This is a genomic window from Pseudomonas sp. B21-040, assembly GCF_024748695.1.
Classification (GTDB): domain Bacteria; phylum Pseudomonadota; class Gammaproteobacteria; order Pseudomonadales; family Pseudomonadaceae; genus Aquipseudomonas.
Genome location: NZ_CP087176.1, coordinates 1,657,518 through 1,673,300 on the forward strand (window position 1 = coordinate 1,657,518; position 15,783 = coordinate 1,673,300).

Annotated in this window: 14 protein-coding genes; 13 read left to right on the top strand and 1 reads right to left on the bottom strand. The window is 59.1% G+C overall.

All coding sequences use genetic code 11. The annotated features are described in order from the left end of the window. Positions 1-88: 88 nt before the first annotated feature. The gene (gene phhA / locus LOY55_RS07450) at positions 89-874 is read right to left on the bottom strand and encodes a phenylalanine 4-monooxygenase (RefSeq protein WP_027922317.1); all 786 of its coding nucleotides are present in this window, start codon (positions 872-874) and stop codon (positions 89-91) included. A gap of 415 nt (positions 875-1,289) precedes the next feature. Between phhA and LOY55_RS07455 the strand changes: the two genes are divergently transcribed. The 13 genes from LOY55_RS07455 (at position 1,290) to LOY55_RS07515 (ending at position 15,720) form a co-directional block, all read left to right on the top strand. Next, positions 1,290-2,849, top strand: a complete 1,560-nt coding sequence (locus LOY55_RS07455) for a sigma-54-dependent transcriptional regulator (RefSeq protein WP_109786383.1) — start codon at positions 1,290-1,292, stop codon at positions 2,847-2,849. A gap of 166 nt (positions 2,850-3,015) precedes the next feature. Further along, on the top strand, positions 3,016-3,183 hold the full coding sequence (locus tag LOY55_RS07460; protein ID WP_046032791.1) for a periplasmic nitrate reductase, NapE protein: 168 nt from the start codon (positions 3,016-3,018) through the stop codon (positions 3,181-3,183). A gap of 39 nt (positions 3,184-3,222) precedes the next feature. After that, positions 3,223-3,489 carry a chaperone NapD gene (locus tag LOY55_RS07465; RefSeq protein WP_109786384.1) on the top strand — a complete coding sequence of 89 codons (267 nt, stop codon included), beginning with the start codon at positions 3,223-3,225 and terminating at the stop codon, positions 3,487-3,489. Then, a complete protein-coding gene (gene napA, locus LOY55_RS07470) occupies positions 3,480-5,984 on the top strand; it encodes a nitrate reductase catalytic subunit NapA (protein WP_109786385.1) in 2,505 nt (834 codons plus the stop codon). Before LOY55_RS07465 ends, napA begins: the two co-directional genes overlap by 10 nt. 11 nt (positions 5,985-5,995) lie before the next feature. Continuing rightward, the gene (locus LOY55_RS07475) at positions 5,996-6,487 is read left to right on the top strand and encodes a nitrate reductase cytochrome c-type subunit (RefSeq protein ID WP_046032794.1); all 492 of its coding nucleotides are present in this window, start codon (positions 5,996-5,998) and stop codon (positions 6,485-6,487) included. 9 nt (positions 6,488-6,496) lie between these two features. Further along, positions 6,497-7,093, top strand: a complete 597-nt coding sequence (locus tag LOY55_RS07480) for a cytochrome c3 family protein (protein ID WP_046032795.1) — start codon at positions 6,497-6,499, stop codon at positions 7,091-7,093. Between the two features lie 214 nt (positions 7,094-7,307). Then, a complete protein-coding gene (locus LOY55_RS07485) occupies positions 7,308-8,048 on the top strand; it encodes a flagellar basal body rod protein FlgF (RefSeq protein ID WP_109786386.1) in 741 nt (246 codons plus the stop codon). A 45-nt stretch (positions 8,049-8,093) separates the two neighbouring features. Beyond that, entirely contained in the window at positions 8,094-8,879 is a 786-nt protein-coding gene (gene flgG, locus LOY55_RS07490) for a flagellar basal-body rod protein FlgG (protein WP_109786387.1), read from the top strand. A 52-nt stretch (positions 8,880-8,931) separates the two neighbouring features. After that, complete coding sequence (gene flgH / locus LOY55_RS07495; RefSeq protein WP_109786388.1) at positions 8,932-9,627, top strand: flagellar basal body L-ring protein FlgH; 696 nt, start codon at positions 8,932-8,934, stop codon at positions 9,625-9,627. A 27-nt stretch (positions 9,628-9,654) separates the two neighbouring features. Further along, complete coding sequence (locus LOY55_RS07500) at positions 9,655-10,743, top strand: flagellar basal body P-ring protein FlgI (protein ID WP_109786389.1); 1,089 nt, start codon at positions 9,655-9,657, stop codon at positions 10,741-10,743. Positions 10,744-10,755: 12 nt separating this feature from the next. Then, positions 10,756-12,051, top strand: coding sequence for a flagellar assembly peptidoglycan hydrolase FlgJ (gene flgJ, locus LOY55_RS07505; protein ID WP_223522571.1), 1,296 nt, complete (start codon positions 10,756-10,758; stop codon positions 12,049-12,051). Between the two features lie 23 nt (positions 12,052-12,074). Continuing rightward, entirely contained in the window at positions 12,075-14,141 is a 2,067-nt protein-coding gene (gene flgK, locus LOY55_RS07510; RefSeq protein WP_223522572.1) for a flagellar hook-associated protein FlgK, read from the top strand. 13 nt (positions 14,142-14,154) lie between these two features. Further along, positions 14,155-15,720: a flagellar hook-associated protein 3 gene (locus LOY55_RS07515; protein ID WP_223522573.1), complete on the top strand. Its 1,566-nt coding sequence runs from the start codon at positions 14,155-14,157 to the stop codon at positions 15,718-15,720. The last annotated feature ends 63 nt before the right edge of the window (positions 15,721-15,783 follow it).

Consider the following 15,783-nt stretch of genomic DNA (forward strand, 5'->3'; position numbering starts at 1 on the left):
AATGATTGGACATCGGCCGTCAGTGTCACACCACGCTAAACCAAAGCGTCGGTTCCTGACAGGCTCACTTGTTTCTAAAAGCAGCGGATCACGCAGCCTTTGGCGGAAATTTCGGGGTGTGCAAGCCCAGCTGCATGCCTTGTTTGACCATGCTCATGATGTCTTCATGAGCCACATCAAACAGACGCTTGAGGTTCGGCAGGACAAAGTACAGCGGTTGCAGGATGTCGATGCGATACGGCGTGCGCATGCATTCCAGCGGATCGAACGCCTGATGCTCAGGTTCGTTCGACAGGCAGTAAACGGTTTCTTTTGGAGAAGAAAGAATGCCGCCGCCGTAAATGCGCAGGCCTTCAGCGGTATCGACCAGACCGAATTCGATGGTCATCCAGTACAGGCGCGCCAGGTAAACGCGTTCTTCCTTGGTCGCTTGCAGGCCCAGTTTGCCGTAGGTGTGGGTGAATTCGGCAAACCAAGGGTTGGTCAGCAGCGGGCAGTGCCCGAAAATCTCGTGGAAAATGTCCGGCTCTTGCAGGTAATCCAGCTCTTCGCGGGTACGAATAAACGTCGCCACCGGAAACTGCTTGTTGGCCAGCAACTCGAAAAAAGTCTGGAAGGGGATCAGCGCCGGAACCCGGGCCACTTGCCAGCCGGTGGTTTCACCGAGGACTTTGTTGATCTCGCCCAGTTGCGGAATGCGGTCGTGGGGCAGGCCGAGTTTTTCGATACCGTCCAGGTACTCCTGGCACGCACGACCCTCGATCACTTTCAGTTGACGAGTAATCAGCGTGTTCCACACCGCATGCTCTTCAGCGGGGTAGTCGATAAAACCTTGCGCATCGGGCTCGCGAGCCACGTATTGCGTCTGCTTCATGCTGCTCTCCTGCGAGGGGATTCGTTCTTGTTATGTACTGCTATGGACCTAGAAATACCCCAAGGATTGCGGCGTTGCAGCAGGGTGACGGCTTGTTGCGTAGGAAAATTCGCCATTTTTCGTAAAGAATTCGTTACGGATTGGCGGCTATGGCCTAGCTGTTGAGATTCGCGGGTTTGAAATGGTGCAAAGGTGTCACATAATCTTGACGACTATCTTCACGCTCGACAGAAAAATTCTGCCGGCACGTTCAGTTGAGCGCTGCGATTCCCCTGTAGGCGCTGAGCTTGCTCGCGATGAGGGGGCCACATTCAGCATGGATGTCGGCTGGTACACCGCTATCGCGAGCAAGCTCGGCTCCCACAGGGAATGTGTGCAGGCACTGACCTCATTTATCGTTTTTCGGGCCATTTATATGCGTATCAAAGTCCACTGCCAGAACCGTATCGGTATCCTGCGCGACATTCTCAACTTGCTGGTTGAGTACGGGATCAACGTCGCCCGCGGTGAGGTCGGCGGCGAACATGGCAACGCGATCTACCTGCATTGCCCGAACCTGATCAACATTCAGTTCCAGGCGCTGCGTCCGAAATTTGAATCGATTGCCGGCGTATTTGGCGTCAAGCGCGTAGGGCTGATGCCCAGCGAGCGTCGGCACATGGAACTCAATGCGTTGCTCGGTGCCCTGGAGTTTCCGGTGTTGTCGATCGACATGGGCGGTTCCATCGTTGCGGCCAACCGCGCGGCGGCGCAGTTGCTCGGGGTGCGGGTGGATGAAGTGCCGGGGATTCCGCTGTCGCGTTATGCCGAGGATTTCGATTTGCCGGAACTGGTGCGCGCCAACAAATCGCGAATCAACGGGCTGCGGGTCAAGGTTAAGGGCGACGTGTTTCTGGCTGATATCGCGCCGCTGCAATCGGAACATGACGACAGCGAAGCCATGGCCGGCGCGGTCCTGACGCTGCACCGCGCGGACCGGGTAGGGGAGCGCATCTATAACGTGCGCAAGCAGGAACTGCGTGGGTTCGACAGCATCTTCCAAAGCTCGAAAGTCATGGCGGCCGTGGTGCGCGAAGCCCGGCGCATGGCGCCGCTGGATGCGCCGCTTTTGATAGAAGGCGAGACCGGCACCGGCAAGGAATTGTTGGCCCGGGCCTGTCATTTGGCCAGCCCGCGCGGGCAATCACCCTTGATGGCACTCAACTGCGCCGGGCTGCCGGAGTCGATGGCCGAGACCGAATTGTTCGGCTATGGCCCCGGTGCCTTCGAAGGCGCACGCGCCGAAGGCAAGCTCGGGCTGCTGGAACTGACGGCGGGCGGTACGCTGTTTCTCGATGGCGTGGGAGAAATGAGCCCGCGCTTGCAGGTGAAATTGCTGCGCTTCCTGCAGGACGGTTGCTTCCGTCGTGTGGGCAGTGATGAAGAGGTCTACCTCGATGTGCGCGTGATCTGCGCGACCCAGGTGGATTTGTCCGAACTGTGCGCGCGGGGCGAGTTTCGCCAGGACCTTTATCACCGCTTGAATGTGTTGTCGCTGCACATCCCGCCACTGCGTGAATGCCTTGATGGTTTGACGCCGCTGGTGGAGCACTTCCTCGATCAGGCCAGCCGGCAAATCGGATGCCCGCTGCCGAAACTGGCACCGGCCGCGATGGAGCGGCTCAGTCATTACCACTGGCCGGGTAACGTCCGGCAATTGGAAAACGTGTTGTTCCAGGCGGTTTCGTTGTGTGAGGGCGGGACGGTCAAGGCCGAACATATTCGTCTGCCGGATTACGGTGTGCGTCAGCCGCTTGGCGATTTTTCGCTGGAGGGCGGGCTTGACGAGATCGTCGGGCGTTTCGAGAAAGCGGTGTTGGAGCGACTTTATTCGGAGCATTCCAGCAGCCGGCAATTGGGCAAGCGCCTGGGTGTTTCTCATACAACCATTGCCAATAAGTTGCGTGATTATGAAATTGGCAAACTTGAGCGTTAACGTTATTCGGCGAGCAGCCAAGACAAGAATAATTATCGGCTGTTAGTTGTTCTCTAGCGCCTCTAAATCGCATTGGAAGCGCTTTACCCTTACCGTTGATCCGAATCGTAGAGCTTCCCAGGCAGGCCATCTAGGCTCAATTCAAAGTTTGGCAGGAGCGATCACCATGCCATCAGCGGATGACTCTACCCAGCAAGTGCGCAAAGAAACTCGCCTGTTCTTTTTTCTGATTGTTGTTCTTTTTCCAGTGCTGTCGGTGGCGATAGTGGGTGGTTACGGTTTCTTTGTCTGGTTTCTGCAAATGCTGCTTGGCCCTCCCGGACCACCCAATTGATTGTTGTCCCTCTTAGTGGCATGACGGGGAGTACTGATCATGGAAAAGACGCTGCATATTGCCAGTCTGGTAGTGCTTGCTCGTCCTGAGTTGTTCAAGGCGGTGAAGGCCAATTTACGTTTGCTCAATGGCGTTGAACTGCATCAGGAAAGTCCCGCCGGCAAACTGGTGGTGGTGCTGGAGATGGAAAAAGAAAGCGAGATTTCCCAGCGCATAAACCAGATCAACAACTTGCCGGGTGTGCTCAATGCCTCCCTCGTTTATCACGAGATTCTCGATGTGACGGGAGAAAGCACATGCCTATGACGCGGCGAGAATTTGTCAAAGCCCAGGCTGCGGGGATTGCTGCGGCGGCTGCGGGACTTCCGGTATTTACCTCTGCCAGCAATCTCATCACCGAAGAAGATCGGGTGGCCCTGGACTGGAACAAGGCACCCTGCCGTTTTTGCGGTACCGGGTGCAGCGTGATGGTGGCGACCAAGGACAATCGGGTGGTCGCCACTCACGGTGATGTGAAAGCCGAGGTCAATCGCGGGCTGAACTGCGTCAAAGGCTACTTCTTGTCAAAGATCATGTACGGCGTTGATCGCCTGACTCAGCCACTGTTGCGCATGACCAACGGGCAGTATGACAAGCAGGGCGAGTTTCAGCCGGTGTCCTGGGATCAAGCGTTTGATGTGATGGAATTGAAGTTTAAGGAGGCGATAAAAAACAAAGGGGCCGAATCAATCGCCATGTTCGGTTCGGGTCAGTGGACCGTCTGGGAAGGGTATGCGGCCAACAAGTTGATGAAGGCCGGGTTTCGCTCAAATAACATTGATCCCAATGCACGTCATTGCATGGCGTCTGCGGTCATGGGGTTTATGCGTACGTTCGGTATCGATGAGCCGATGGGCTGTTATGACGATATCGAAGTCACCGACGCGTTCGTGTTGTGGGGTTCAAACATGGCGGAGATGCATCCGATTCTTTGGAGTCGGGTGACGGATCGCCGATTGAGCCAGCCCAACGTCAAGGTCGCGGTGCTTTCTACCTTCGAGCATCGCAGTTTTGAGTTGGCCGACATTCCCATGGTGTTCAAGCCACAGACTGACCTGTTTATCCTCAACTACATTGCCAATCACATTATTGAAAGCGGCTCGGTCAATAAGGACTTTGTCAGTAAGCACACTAAGTTCGCCAAAGGTACGGATGACATCGGCTACGGCCTGCGTGCCGATAATCCGCTGGAGATGAAGGCGCGCAATGCCGCCAAGGCGAATACCTGGACCGATATCGATTTTGAGCAATTCGCGGCGTTCGTAAAACCTTACACGCTTGAGCGCACGGCCAAGGAAACCGGCGTGCCGGCCGAGCGCCTCAAGGCGTTGGCCGAACTGTATGCCGACCCCAAGCGCAAAGTGGTTTCGTTCTGGACCATGGGCTTCAACCAGCACACGCGTGGCGTGTGGGCCAATAACCTGATTTACAACATCCACCTGTTGACCGGAAAGATCAGCGAGCCGGGCAACAGTCCATTCTCCCTGACGGGCCAGCCTTCGGCCTGCGGGACGGCGCGCGAAGTGGGCACGTTCTCCCATCGCTTGCCCGCCGACCTGGTGGTCACCAACCCGGCGCATCGCGCCAAGGCCGAGCAGATCTGGAAAGTGCCGCCGGGCACCATCAATGAAAAGGTCGGGTTTCACGCCGTGCAGCAGAGCCGCATGCTCAAGGACGGTGTGCTCAACGTGTATTGGACGATGGCCAGCAACAACATGCAGGCCGGCCCCAACATCATGCAGGAAGTGTTGCCGGGCTGGCGCAACCCCGAGAACTTTGTGGTGGTCTCGGACGTGTACCCCACGGTCTCCGCCCAAGCGGCCGATCTGATTCTGCCCACCGCGATGTGGGTCGAGAAAGAGGGCGCTTATGGCAATGCGGAGCGGCGTACGCAGTTCTGGCATCAGTTGGTTTCGGCGCCGGGTGAGGCCAAGTCTGATCTGTGGCAACTGGTCGAGTTTTCCAAGCGCTTTAAAACCGATGAGGTCTGGTCGGCAGAGGTGTTGACCACGTCACCGCAGTACAAGGGCAAGACCCTGTATGAGGTGCTGTTCAAGAACGGTCAGGTCGATCAGTTCCCACTGGATCAGATGGCGGCGGGTTATCAAAACGACGAGGCCCGGGATTTTGGCTTTTACCTGCAAAAAGGGCTGTTCGAAGAATATGCCCAGTTCGGCCGTGGCCACGGTCATGACCTTGCCCCGTTTGATCGCTATCACACCGAACGTGGATTGCGCTGGCCCGTCGTCGAGGGCAAGGAAACACTCTGGCGTTTCCGGGAGGGGTATGACCCTTACGTGGAGAAGGGCAGCGGTGTGCAGTTTTATGGCTATCCCGACAAGAAAGCGATCATCTTCGCGCTTCCTTACGAGCCGCCAGCAGAGTCCCCGGACGCGGACTTCCCGTTCTGGCTCAGCACCGGCCGGGTCCTTGAGCACTGGCACACCGGGACCATGACGCAGCGCGTAGAGGAACTCTATAAAGCGGTCCCCGACGCCTTGGTCTACATGCATCCGGCGGATGCGAAAGCCCTGAATGCCCGCCGTGGCAGCGAAGTGAAACTGATCAGTCGGCGCGGTGAGATGCGTGCGCGCATCGAAACCCGAGGGCGTAACAAGCCACCCGAAGGCCTGGTGTTTGTACCGTTCTTCGATGCCAACAGGCTGATCAACAAAGTCACGCTCGATGCGACGGACCCTATCTCCAAACAAACTGATTACAAAAAATGCGCGATCAGGATTGAAGTGATCAAGACGGCATAAGGAGAGCTCTGATGAATTGTCGTTCGCTGTCCTTGCTTGCTGCTCTGCTGGTTGGGTTGCCAGCGGCATTCGCGGCGCAGCCGGGTTACCCGCTGGACGCCCCGGCGCCGGATGGTCGGCGACCCGGAGGGACCTTGACGCAGGAGTTCCCGGCCCCGCCGATAGCTGAAGACGAGAACAAGGACCTCAAGCGCGAGCGCAATTATCCCGAGCAACCGCCCACCATCCCGCACAGCACTCGGGGATACCGCATCGACAAGAACAGCAACAAGTGCCTGTCTTGTCATAGCCGCGCCAATAGCGCTCGCACTCAGGCGCCGATGATCAGCATCACCCACTACATGGACCGTGATGGTCAGGCGCTGGCCGCGGTATCGCCACGCCGGTATTTCTGCAATCAGTGCCATGTGCCGCAAAAAGACGTGAAACCTCTGGTGAACAACAGCTTCAAGAACATTGACCAGGTGCTGCAAGACGAAATCAACGGCCAGTCGAAACCCTGAGGAGAGGACATGAAATCGTTGCTTGCCCTGCTCAAGGATTATTGGGGTGTTCTGCGTCGGCCCAGCGTGCATTACAGCCTGGGCTTCCTGACGCTTGGCGGGTTTATTGCCGGGGTGATTTTCTGGGGCGGTTTCAACACCGCGCTGGAAGCGACCAATACCGAGAAGTTCTGTATTTCCTGCCATGAAATGCGCGACAACGTTTTTGTCGAGTTGCAGGAAACCATTCACTACACCAATCGCTCCGGCGTTCGAGCCACGTGCCCGGACTGCCATGTTCCCCATGAATGGACGCACAAGATTGCCCGCAAGATGCAGGCCTCCAAGGAAGTGTGGGGCAAGGTGTTCGGCACGATCGATACCCGTGAAAAGTTTCTTGATATGCGGCGTGAGTTGGCCGAACACGAGTGGGGGCGGCTCAAGGCCAACGACTCCCGGGAGTGCCGCAATTGCCATAACTTCGAATTCATGGATTTCACCCGTCAGGGCAAACGCGCCGCCAATATGCACTCCACGTCACTGGCCAGCGGCCAGGCGACCTGTATCGACTGCCACAAAGGCATTGCCCACCAGTTGCCCGACATGAGCGGAGTCAAAGGCTGGTAGCAAATCCGGCCGAGGGCTTTCACCGTATTGCCGCGAAGCGGCATATCCGCGCCGGTTTTTCGACTTTGACACAATCCGTCAGCCTCCCCTGATAACCCTCAAGCCCAGTGTTTTAAAGGGCTTTGAGCCTCTGCGTGCAAGTTGGTCTGCAAATTGCTACAGCCTGCGAAGTACAGCGGTGGGCGGCAAACGTCCGGCATGCAGAGGAAAGAGTGTGGACAAGTACCTTTATGTGGCAATGACCGGCGCCAGCCAGAATGCACTGGCGCAGAAGGCTCATGCCAACAACCTGGCAAACATCTCCACCAACGGTTTTCAGAAGGACCTGGAACAGGCCCGTTCGATGCCGGTGTTTGGTGACAGCTTTCCGGCGCGTGCGTTTGCCATGACCGAACGCCCGGCCACCGACTTCTCCCCTGGCTCGCTGGTCGAGACCGGCCGCGACCTCGATGTCGCCGTGCAAGGCAATGGCTGGATCGCCGTGCAGAACCCTGGGGGTCAAGAAACCTACGTGCGCACTGGCAGCCTGAACGTGGACGCCCTGGGCGTGCTGCGGGCTGGCAACGGTATGCCGGTGATGGGCAATGGCGGACCGATCGCCGTGCCGCCCGAGCAGCAAATCGAGGTGGGCGAGGACGGCACCATCAGCATCCGTGCGATGGGCGAAGGCCCGCGCGTGATGGCTGAAGTCGACCGCATCAAGCTGGTCAACCCGGACATGAAGAACATGACCAAAGGCCTGGATGGTTCGATCCACACCAAGGACGGCAAGCCGGCGCAAGCCGACTCCGGCGTCAAACTGGTGTCCGGGTTCCTCGAGTCGAGCAACGTCAACGCCGTGGAAGAAATGACCTCGGTGTTGGCTTTGTCCAAGCAGTTCGAGCTGCACATCAAGATGATGAACACCGCCAAAGACGATGACCAGGCCATGGCTCGGGTCTTGCAGATCAGCTAATTATCAGAACGTCGCGCCGTAAAACAGGCGCACGAGGAGAATCGAATGCTTCCGGCTCTATGGGTTGCCAAAACAGGTCTGTCCGCCCAGGACACCAACCTGACCACCATTTCCAACAACCTGGCCAACGTGTCGACCACGGGTTTCAAACGTGATCGTGCCGAATTCCAGGACTTGCTCTATCAGATCAAGCGCCAGCCAGGCGCCCAGTCGACCCAGGACAGCGAACTGCCGTCGGGTCTGCAAGTGGGTACCGGTGTGCGCATCGTCGGCACCCAGAAAAACTTCACCGCCGGCAGCCTGCAAACCACCGAGCAGCCACTTGACCTGGCGGTCGACGGTCGCGGTTTCTTCCAGATCCTGCAGCCGGACGGCACCACGTCTTACACCCGCGACGGTACGTTCCACCTCGACTCCAACGGTCAGGTTGTGAACGCCAGCGGCTTCGCCCTTGAGCCAGCCATTGTCATTCCCAGCAACGCGCAGACCTTCACGGTCGGTCGCGACGGCACCGTGTCCATCACCGTTCCGGGTAACCCGGCCAACCAGGTGATCGGCAACCTGCAAACCGCCGACTTCATCAACCCGGCCGGTCTGCAAGCAGTGGGCAACAACCTGTTCCTGGAAACCGCGGCCAGCGGAGCACCGCAAGTCGGTACCCCGGGCCTGAACGGTTTCGGTACCACGCTGCAGAACACCCTGGAAACGTCCAACGTCAGCACCGTTGAAGAGATGGTCAACATGATCACCACTCAGCGTGCTTACGAGATGAACTCCAAGGTGATCTCCACCGCCGACCAGATGCTCTCGTTCGTAACGCAGAATCTGTAATCAAGTCTATGAGGCGGCCATGAGGTCGCCTGCAACACCGTGAGGTAGGGTCATGAATCGCTTTGTATCTGTTCTGGCACTGAGTGGGGCTGTTGTGCTCGCGGGCTGCGTCCCAACGACGCCCAAGCCCAATGACCCTTATTACGCCCCGGTGTTGCCGCGCACACCGTTGCCGGCGGCCGCGAACAATGGCTCGATTTATCAGGCCGGTTTCGAACAGAACCTGTACAGCGACCGCAAGGCGTTCCGGGTGGGTGACATCATCACCATCACGCTGAACGAGAAGACCCAGGCCAGCAAAAACGCCAACTCGCAAATTGGCAAGAACAGCAAAACCAGCATCGGCCTGAGTTCGCTGTTCGGCTCTACCCCCAACACCAACAACCCGTTTGGCAGTGGTGACTTGAGCCTGGACGCCAGCTATGAAGGCGACCGCGCGACCAAGGGTGACAGCAAGGCGGCGCAGGGCAACACCCTGACCGGCTCGATCACCGTCACCGTTGCCGACGTGTTGCCTAACGGCATCATCGCCGTACGTGGCGAGAAGTGGATGACCCTTAACACGGGCGATGAGCTGGTGCGGATTGCCGGACTGGTGCGCGCCGATGACATCTCGACCGATAACACCGTGTCGTCGACCCGTGTCGCCGATGCACGCATCACCTACTCGGGCACCGGTTCGTTTGCCGATGCGAGTCAGCCAGGCTGGTTCGACCGTTTCTTCCTCAGCCCGCTGTTCCCTTTCTAGGTGGCTACGTTGAATTTCAAAAGCCTTATGGTGGCTGCGTTTTTGCTGTCGGCAGCCTTCAACGTTCAAGCCGAGCGGCTGAAGGACATCGCCAGTATTTCCGGCGTACGCTCCAACCAATTGATCGGTTACGGTCTGGTGGTGGGGCTTAACGGCACCGGTGACCAGACAACGCAAACCCCGTTCACCCTGCAGACCTTCAACAACATGCTCTCTCAGTTCGGCATCAAGGTGCCGCCGGGTTCGGGCAACGTGCAGTTGAAGAACGTGGCCGCGGTATCGATCAGCGCGGACCTGCCGCCGTTTGCCAAGCCGGGTCAGCAAGTCGATATCACCGTGTCGTCCATCGGTAACTCCAAGAGTCTGCGCGGCGGTACCCTGTTGCTGACGCCGCTCAAGGGTATCGACGGCAACGTCTATGCCATCGCCCAGGGCAACCTGGTGGTGGGCGGTTTTGATGCCGAAGGCCGTGACGGTTCGAAGATCACCGTCAACGTTCCGTCGGCCGGTCGTATCCCTGGTGGTGCGTCGGTCGAGCGTTCAGTGCCGAGCGGTTTCAACCAGGGCAACAGCCTGACGCTGAACCTCAACCGTTCGGACTTCACCACCGCCAAGCGCATCGTCGACAAGATCAACAACATGCTCGGCCCGGGCGTTGCCCAGGCCATCGACGGCGGTTCGATCCGCGTCAGCGCACCGCTTGATCCAAGTCAGCGGGTCGACTACCTGTCGCTCCTGGAAAACCTTGAAGTCGATCCGGGGCAGGCGGTGGCGAAAGTCATCATCAACTCGCGTACCGGCACCATCGTGATCGGCCAGAACGTCAAGGTTTCACCGGCCGCCGTGACGCACGGCAGCCTGACCGTGACCATTACCGAAGACCCGATTGTCAGCCAGCCCGGCCCTCTGTCCAATGGTCAGACGGCGGTTGTGCCGCGCTCGCGGGTTAACGCACAGCAAGAAGCCAAGCCGATGTTCAAGTTCGGCCCGGGCACCACTCTCGACGAAATCGTGCGTGCGGTGAACCAGGTCGGCGCGGCACCGGGCGACTTGATGGCGATCCTCGAAGCACTGAAACAGGCTGGCGCATTGCAAGCCGACCTGATCGTGATCTAAGGGACCGTCGTCATGGATATGCGCAAGAGCGGTCTGGTCAGCAGTAGCGACTCCGGTTCCTATTCGGACTTGAATCGCTTGAACCAGCTCAAGGTGGGCGACAAGAACAGTGACGGCAACATGCGCAAGGTTGCGCAGGAATTCGAGTCGCTGTTCCTTGGTGAAATGCTCAAGTCCATGCGCTCGGCCACCGAAGCGTTGGGCAAGGACAACCCGCTCAACACGCCGGCGGCCAAGCAGTATCAGGAAATGTACGACCAGCAGTTGGCCATTTCCATGTCCCGTGAGGGCGGTGGTATTGGTCTGGCGGACGTGCTGATGCGTCAGATGTCGAAGAACAAACCACTGGCGCCGGGTGAGGCGGCAGCGGCATCCGCGGCCAAGCAGGAAGCGGCGAAAGCCGCCGTGCCGACGCCGATTGCAGCGGGCACCGTGGCCACCGACGGTCCGCTGTCGCGGCTCAATGGTCAGCGTCCGTTGTGGGCTTCGCGCTCGGTGAAAGCGCCGGCAGGCGAGGGCACGCATCGCAATGACATGGAGCTGATCAATCAGCGTCGTCTGGCCTTGCCACCGAAACTGGCGGATCGCTTGCTCGCCGGTCTGGTGCCTTCGGCAACGACTGCTGCGACCGCCAACAAACCGTTGTTGCCTGAGCGTGGCGTCGCGACGCCTGCGGCAGCGACCGGTGCCGGTCCGCTGTTCAATGGTGACTGGCTGGCCTCGCAAACGGACACGAAATCGAGCGGACGCCTGCAGATTTACGGCCGTGCCATGGCGCAGATTCCCCTGGCACCGCCGAAGAAAGCCTTCAGTTCCGCCGACGAATTCGTCAACACCATGCTGCCGATGGCCAAGGAAGCCGCCGAGCGCATTGGCGTCGATCCGCGTTACCTGGTGGCCCAGGCGGCGCTGGAAACCGGTTGGGGTAAATCGGTCATGCGCGCCCAGGATGGCAGCAGTAGCCACAACCTGTTCGGCATCAAGGCCGGCACCAGTTGGAAGGGCGATTCGGCGCGGGCCATCACCAGCGAATTCAGGAATGGCGAGATGGTCAAGGAGACGGCCGAGTTCCGTTCCTACGACTCGTACAAAGACAGCTTCCATGACCTTGTGACTTTGCTGCAAACCAACAATCGCTATCAAGATGTTGTGAAGTCGGCCGATAACCCAGAACAGTTTGTACGCGAGTTGCAGAAAGCCGGGTATGCAACCGACCCGGATTACGCAAGCAAGATCTCGCAGATAGCCAAGCAGATGACGAGTTACCAAAACTACGCTGCGGCGGGCGCTTCCACCACGCCTCTATAGGCACAAGGCATAAGGTCTGAACCATGAGTTTGCTCAATATCGGGATGTCGGGTCTGGCCGCTGGCCAATCCTCGTTGATGACTACCGGCAATAACATTGCCAACGCCGACACCGCCGGTTATTCGCGTCAGCAAACCGTGCAGAGCAGCAAAGCCTCGAATCAATTCGGCAACGTCTACATCGGCACCGGCACGACCCTGGCCGATGTGCGTCGGGTGTACAACAGCTACCTCGATGCACAACTGCAGACCACCACCTCGCTCAACAGCGATGCGGCCGCGTACGCCGGGCAGATCAGCCCGCTCGATGCCTTGCTGTCGGACAGCGGCACCGGCCTCAACGGCGCGCTGACCAAGTTCTTCGCCTCGGTGCAGAACGTCAACGCCAAGCCGGGTGACGATGCGTCTCGTCAATTGCTGCTCAGCGATGCTCAGGCCTTGAGCGCTCGTTTCAACTCCGTATCCAGCCAGTTGACCGCGCAGAACGCCAGCATCAACGGCAACCTGACGAACATGGCCGACCAGATCAACAAACTGGCCGCCACCGTGGCCCAGATGAACCAGAAAATCTCCGAGGTTTCCAAGGCCGGCGGCATGCCGAACGAGTTGCTCGATGCGCGCAACGAAACCGTGCGTCAGCTCTCCACCTTCACCGGCGCGCAAGTCATCGAGCGCGACGGCAACCTTGATGTGTACCTGGGCAGCGGCCAGCCGCTGGTCATGGGCGGTACCGCCAGCACCCTGCAAGTGGTGCCGAGCCTGGCCGATCCTTCGCGCATGGGCATTCAGCTCAACCGTGGCGGCAGCACTGTCGACATCACCTCGGTGATCACCGGTGGCGAGATTGGCGGTCTGCTGCGCTACCGCAGCACCGTGCTCGATCCGGCCATGAACGAGCTGGGACGCGTGGCGCTGGTCGTCGCCGATCAGATGAACGGCCTCCAGGCCCAGGGCATCGACAAGAACGGTGCGTTCGGTTCCAACCTGTTCAACAGCATCAACAGTGCCGCACAGATGGCCGATCGCAGTGTTGCCACCGTCGGCAACAGCGCCGGTTCAGGCGACTTCGATGTGAGCATCGAGGACAGCGGCAAGCTGACTATCAACGATTACAAAGTCACCTTCACCAGTGGCACCAACTACACCGTACAACGTCTGCCGGACGGCACGTCCATGGGCGCATTCAGCACCCTGACCACGCCGCCGCCAGTGATTGACGGTTTCTCGTTGACGCTCAGTGGCGGTACTGCCGCCGCCGGTGATACGTTCAAGATCACCCCGACCCGCAACGCGGCGGCGAACATCAAGACCGAGATGACCGACTCCAAGCGTCTGGCGATCGCGGCACCGTTGAGCGCGGCCATTGCGCCGGGCGGCAGCGGTACCCTGACCATTTCGTCCAGCGGTCAGCCAACCGTGACCACGAAGTTCGACATCTACGACACGGCCACCACCGCACTCATCCAGAACGGCATGAAAACCTCCATGCCGGTCAAAGTGGTGTTCGGTGCCCCGGCGGCCGGTGGTGCCAGCCAGCCTTACCAGTTGCTCGATGCCAAAGGCGTGCAGATCAGCACCGGCACCATCATACCGAACCAGAACAACACCCTGAGCCTGACCGTGCCGCTGCAAGATGGCACGGGTGCGCCGATCATGGATCCGGGCCCACCTGCCGTGCAGCGTACGGTCAGCTTCGACATGACCGTGGCCGGTTCGCCGGCCACTGGCACAGCGGTGGACATCAACATCGCGCAACCAGGCACGATGGATAACCGTAACGGCACCGCACTGGCCGGCTTGCAGACCAAGCAGGTGGTCGACACCGGCTCCGCGAGCAAAGGCATTTCCCTGACCGACGCCTACGGCAAACTGGTCGAGGGTGTGGGCGCCAAAGCTGCTCAGGGCAAGCTCGACAGCGCCGCGACCGGCGCCATCCTGGACAACGCCAAGGGCGCTCGCGATTCGCTGTCCGGTGTCGACCTCGATGAGGAAACCGGCAACCTGGTCAAATACCAGCAGTACTACACCGCCTCTTCGCAGATCATTAAAGCTGCGCAAGAAATCTTCAGCACACTGATCAACAGTCTTTAAGGAGTCGTAGCCCATGCGCATTTCTACCGCCCAGTTTTACGAGTCCTCTGCTGCCAACTATCAGAAGAACTTCTCCAACGTGGTCAAGAGCAGCGAAGAGGCCAGCAGCCTGGTTCGCATCAACACTGCTGCGGATGATCCGGTTGGCGCTTCGCGTTTGTTGCAGCTCGGCCAACAGGCTTCGATGCTCGACCAGTACAAAGCCAACACCAATACCCTGAAGTCGACCCTGGGTCAGACCGAGTCGGTCATGACCAGCATCACCAACGTACTTCAGCGCGCCCAGGAACTGGCGATCGGTGCCGGCAACGCCGGTTACACCGACGCCGACCGTCAGGCCAACGCTTCGGAACTGGGTCAGATCGAAGAGCAGTTGCTGAGCCTGATGAACAGCCAGGACGAGAACGGCAAGTACATCTTCTCCGGCTCCAAGGGCGACACCGTGCCGTTCACCCGCAACGCCGATGGTACCTACAGCTACAACGGCGACCAGGTCACCCTCGATTTGAAAGTCGGCGACACCATGTCGATGGCCACCAATAGCACCGGTTGGGAAGTGTTCCAGCAGGCCGTCAACACCAGCCGCAGCCAGGTCACCATGACCGCGCCGGCCGTGGATGACGGTCGCGTGGTCCTGTCCAATGGCCAGGTGTCGTCGAGCGTGACCTACAACAGCAAGTTCCGTTCGGGCGAGCCGTACACCGTCGATTTCGTCAGCGGCACCCAGTTGAAAATCACCGACTCGGGCGGTAACGACGTGACCGCTGAAGCCAGTCAGGGTGGCGCGTTCAACCCGGCGACCACGGTTGGCCAGACCGTGTCGTTCCGTGGCGTCGACCTGAACCTGAACATCAATCTGGCGGTCGGTGACAACGCAGCCACCGTGCTGCCAGGCCACAGCTTTACGCTTGCGGCCAAGCCTGACACCTTCACGGCAACCCGCAGCCCGGGCAACCCGACAGCCACTCAGGTCACTGGCAGCAGCATCACCAACCCAGTGGCTTATCACGCCAGTTTCCCTACGGGATCGGCAGTGATGAAGTTCACCAGCGCCACGGCGTTCGACCTGTACGCAGCACCTTTGACCGCCAACAGCCAGCCAGTGTCTTCCGGCACCGTAGCGGCTGGCATCGCCACCGCTTCGGGCGTGAGCTTCACCCTGGCCGGTACGCCGGGCGCGGGCGATCAGTTCAGCGTGGCCGTCAATACCCACGAAACCCAGAACATCCTGGATACCGTGAACCAGTTGAAGACTGCGCTGAATACGCCAATCAGCGGCAATCCGATCCAGATTCAGAAGTTTCAGGCTGCGTTGGCCTCGGGCATCGGCAACCTGGCGAGCGGCAGCGATCAGTTGTCCAGCTCTCTGAGTTCGGTGGGCGGTCGTGGTGCAGCCCTGTCTACCCAGAGCGAAACCAATCAGAGTCTGGTCATGGCCAACACCCAGACCCAGTCGGCGATCCGCGATTCTGATCCAGCCGAAGTCATGACCCGCCTGACCTTGCAGCAAACCATGTTGCAAGCGTCGCAACTGGCTTTCAGCAAGATTGCTCAACTGGGCTTGTTCAACAAAATCTGAGTCTGTGGCTGCCGAGCTACCAGCCGTCTTTTCCTAAGCGGTTCCGCAGCCTCTGCCTGAAAG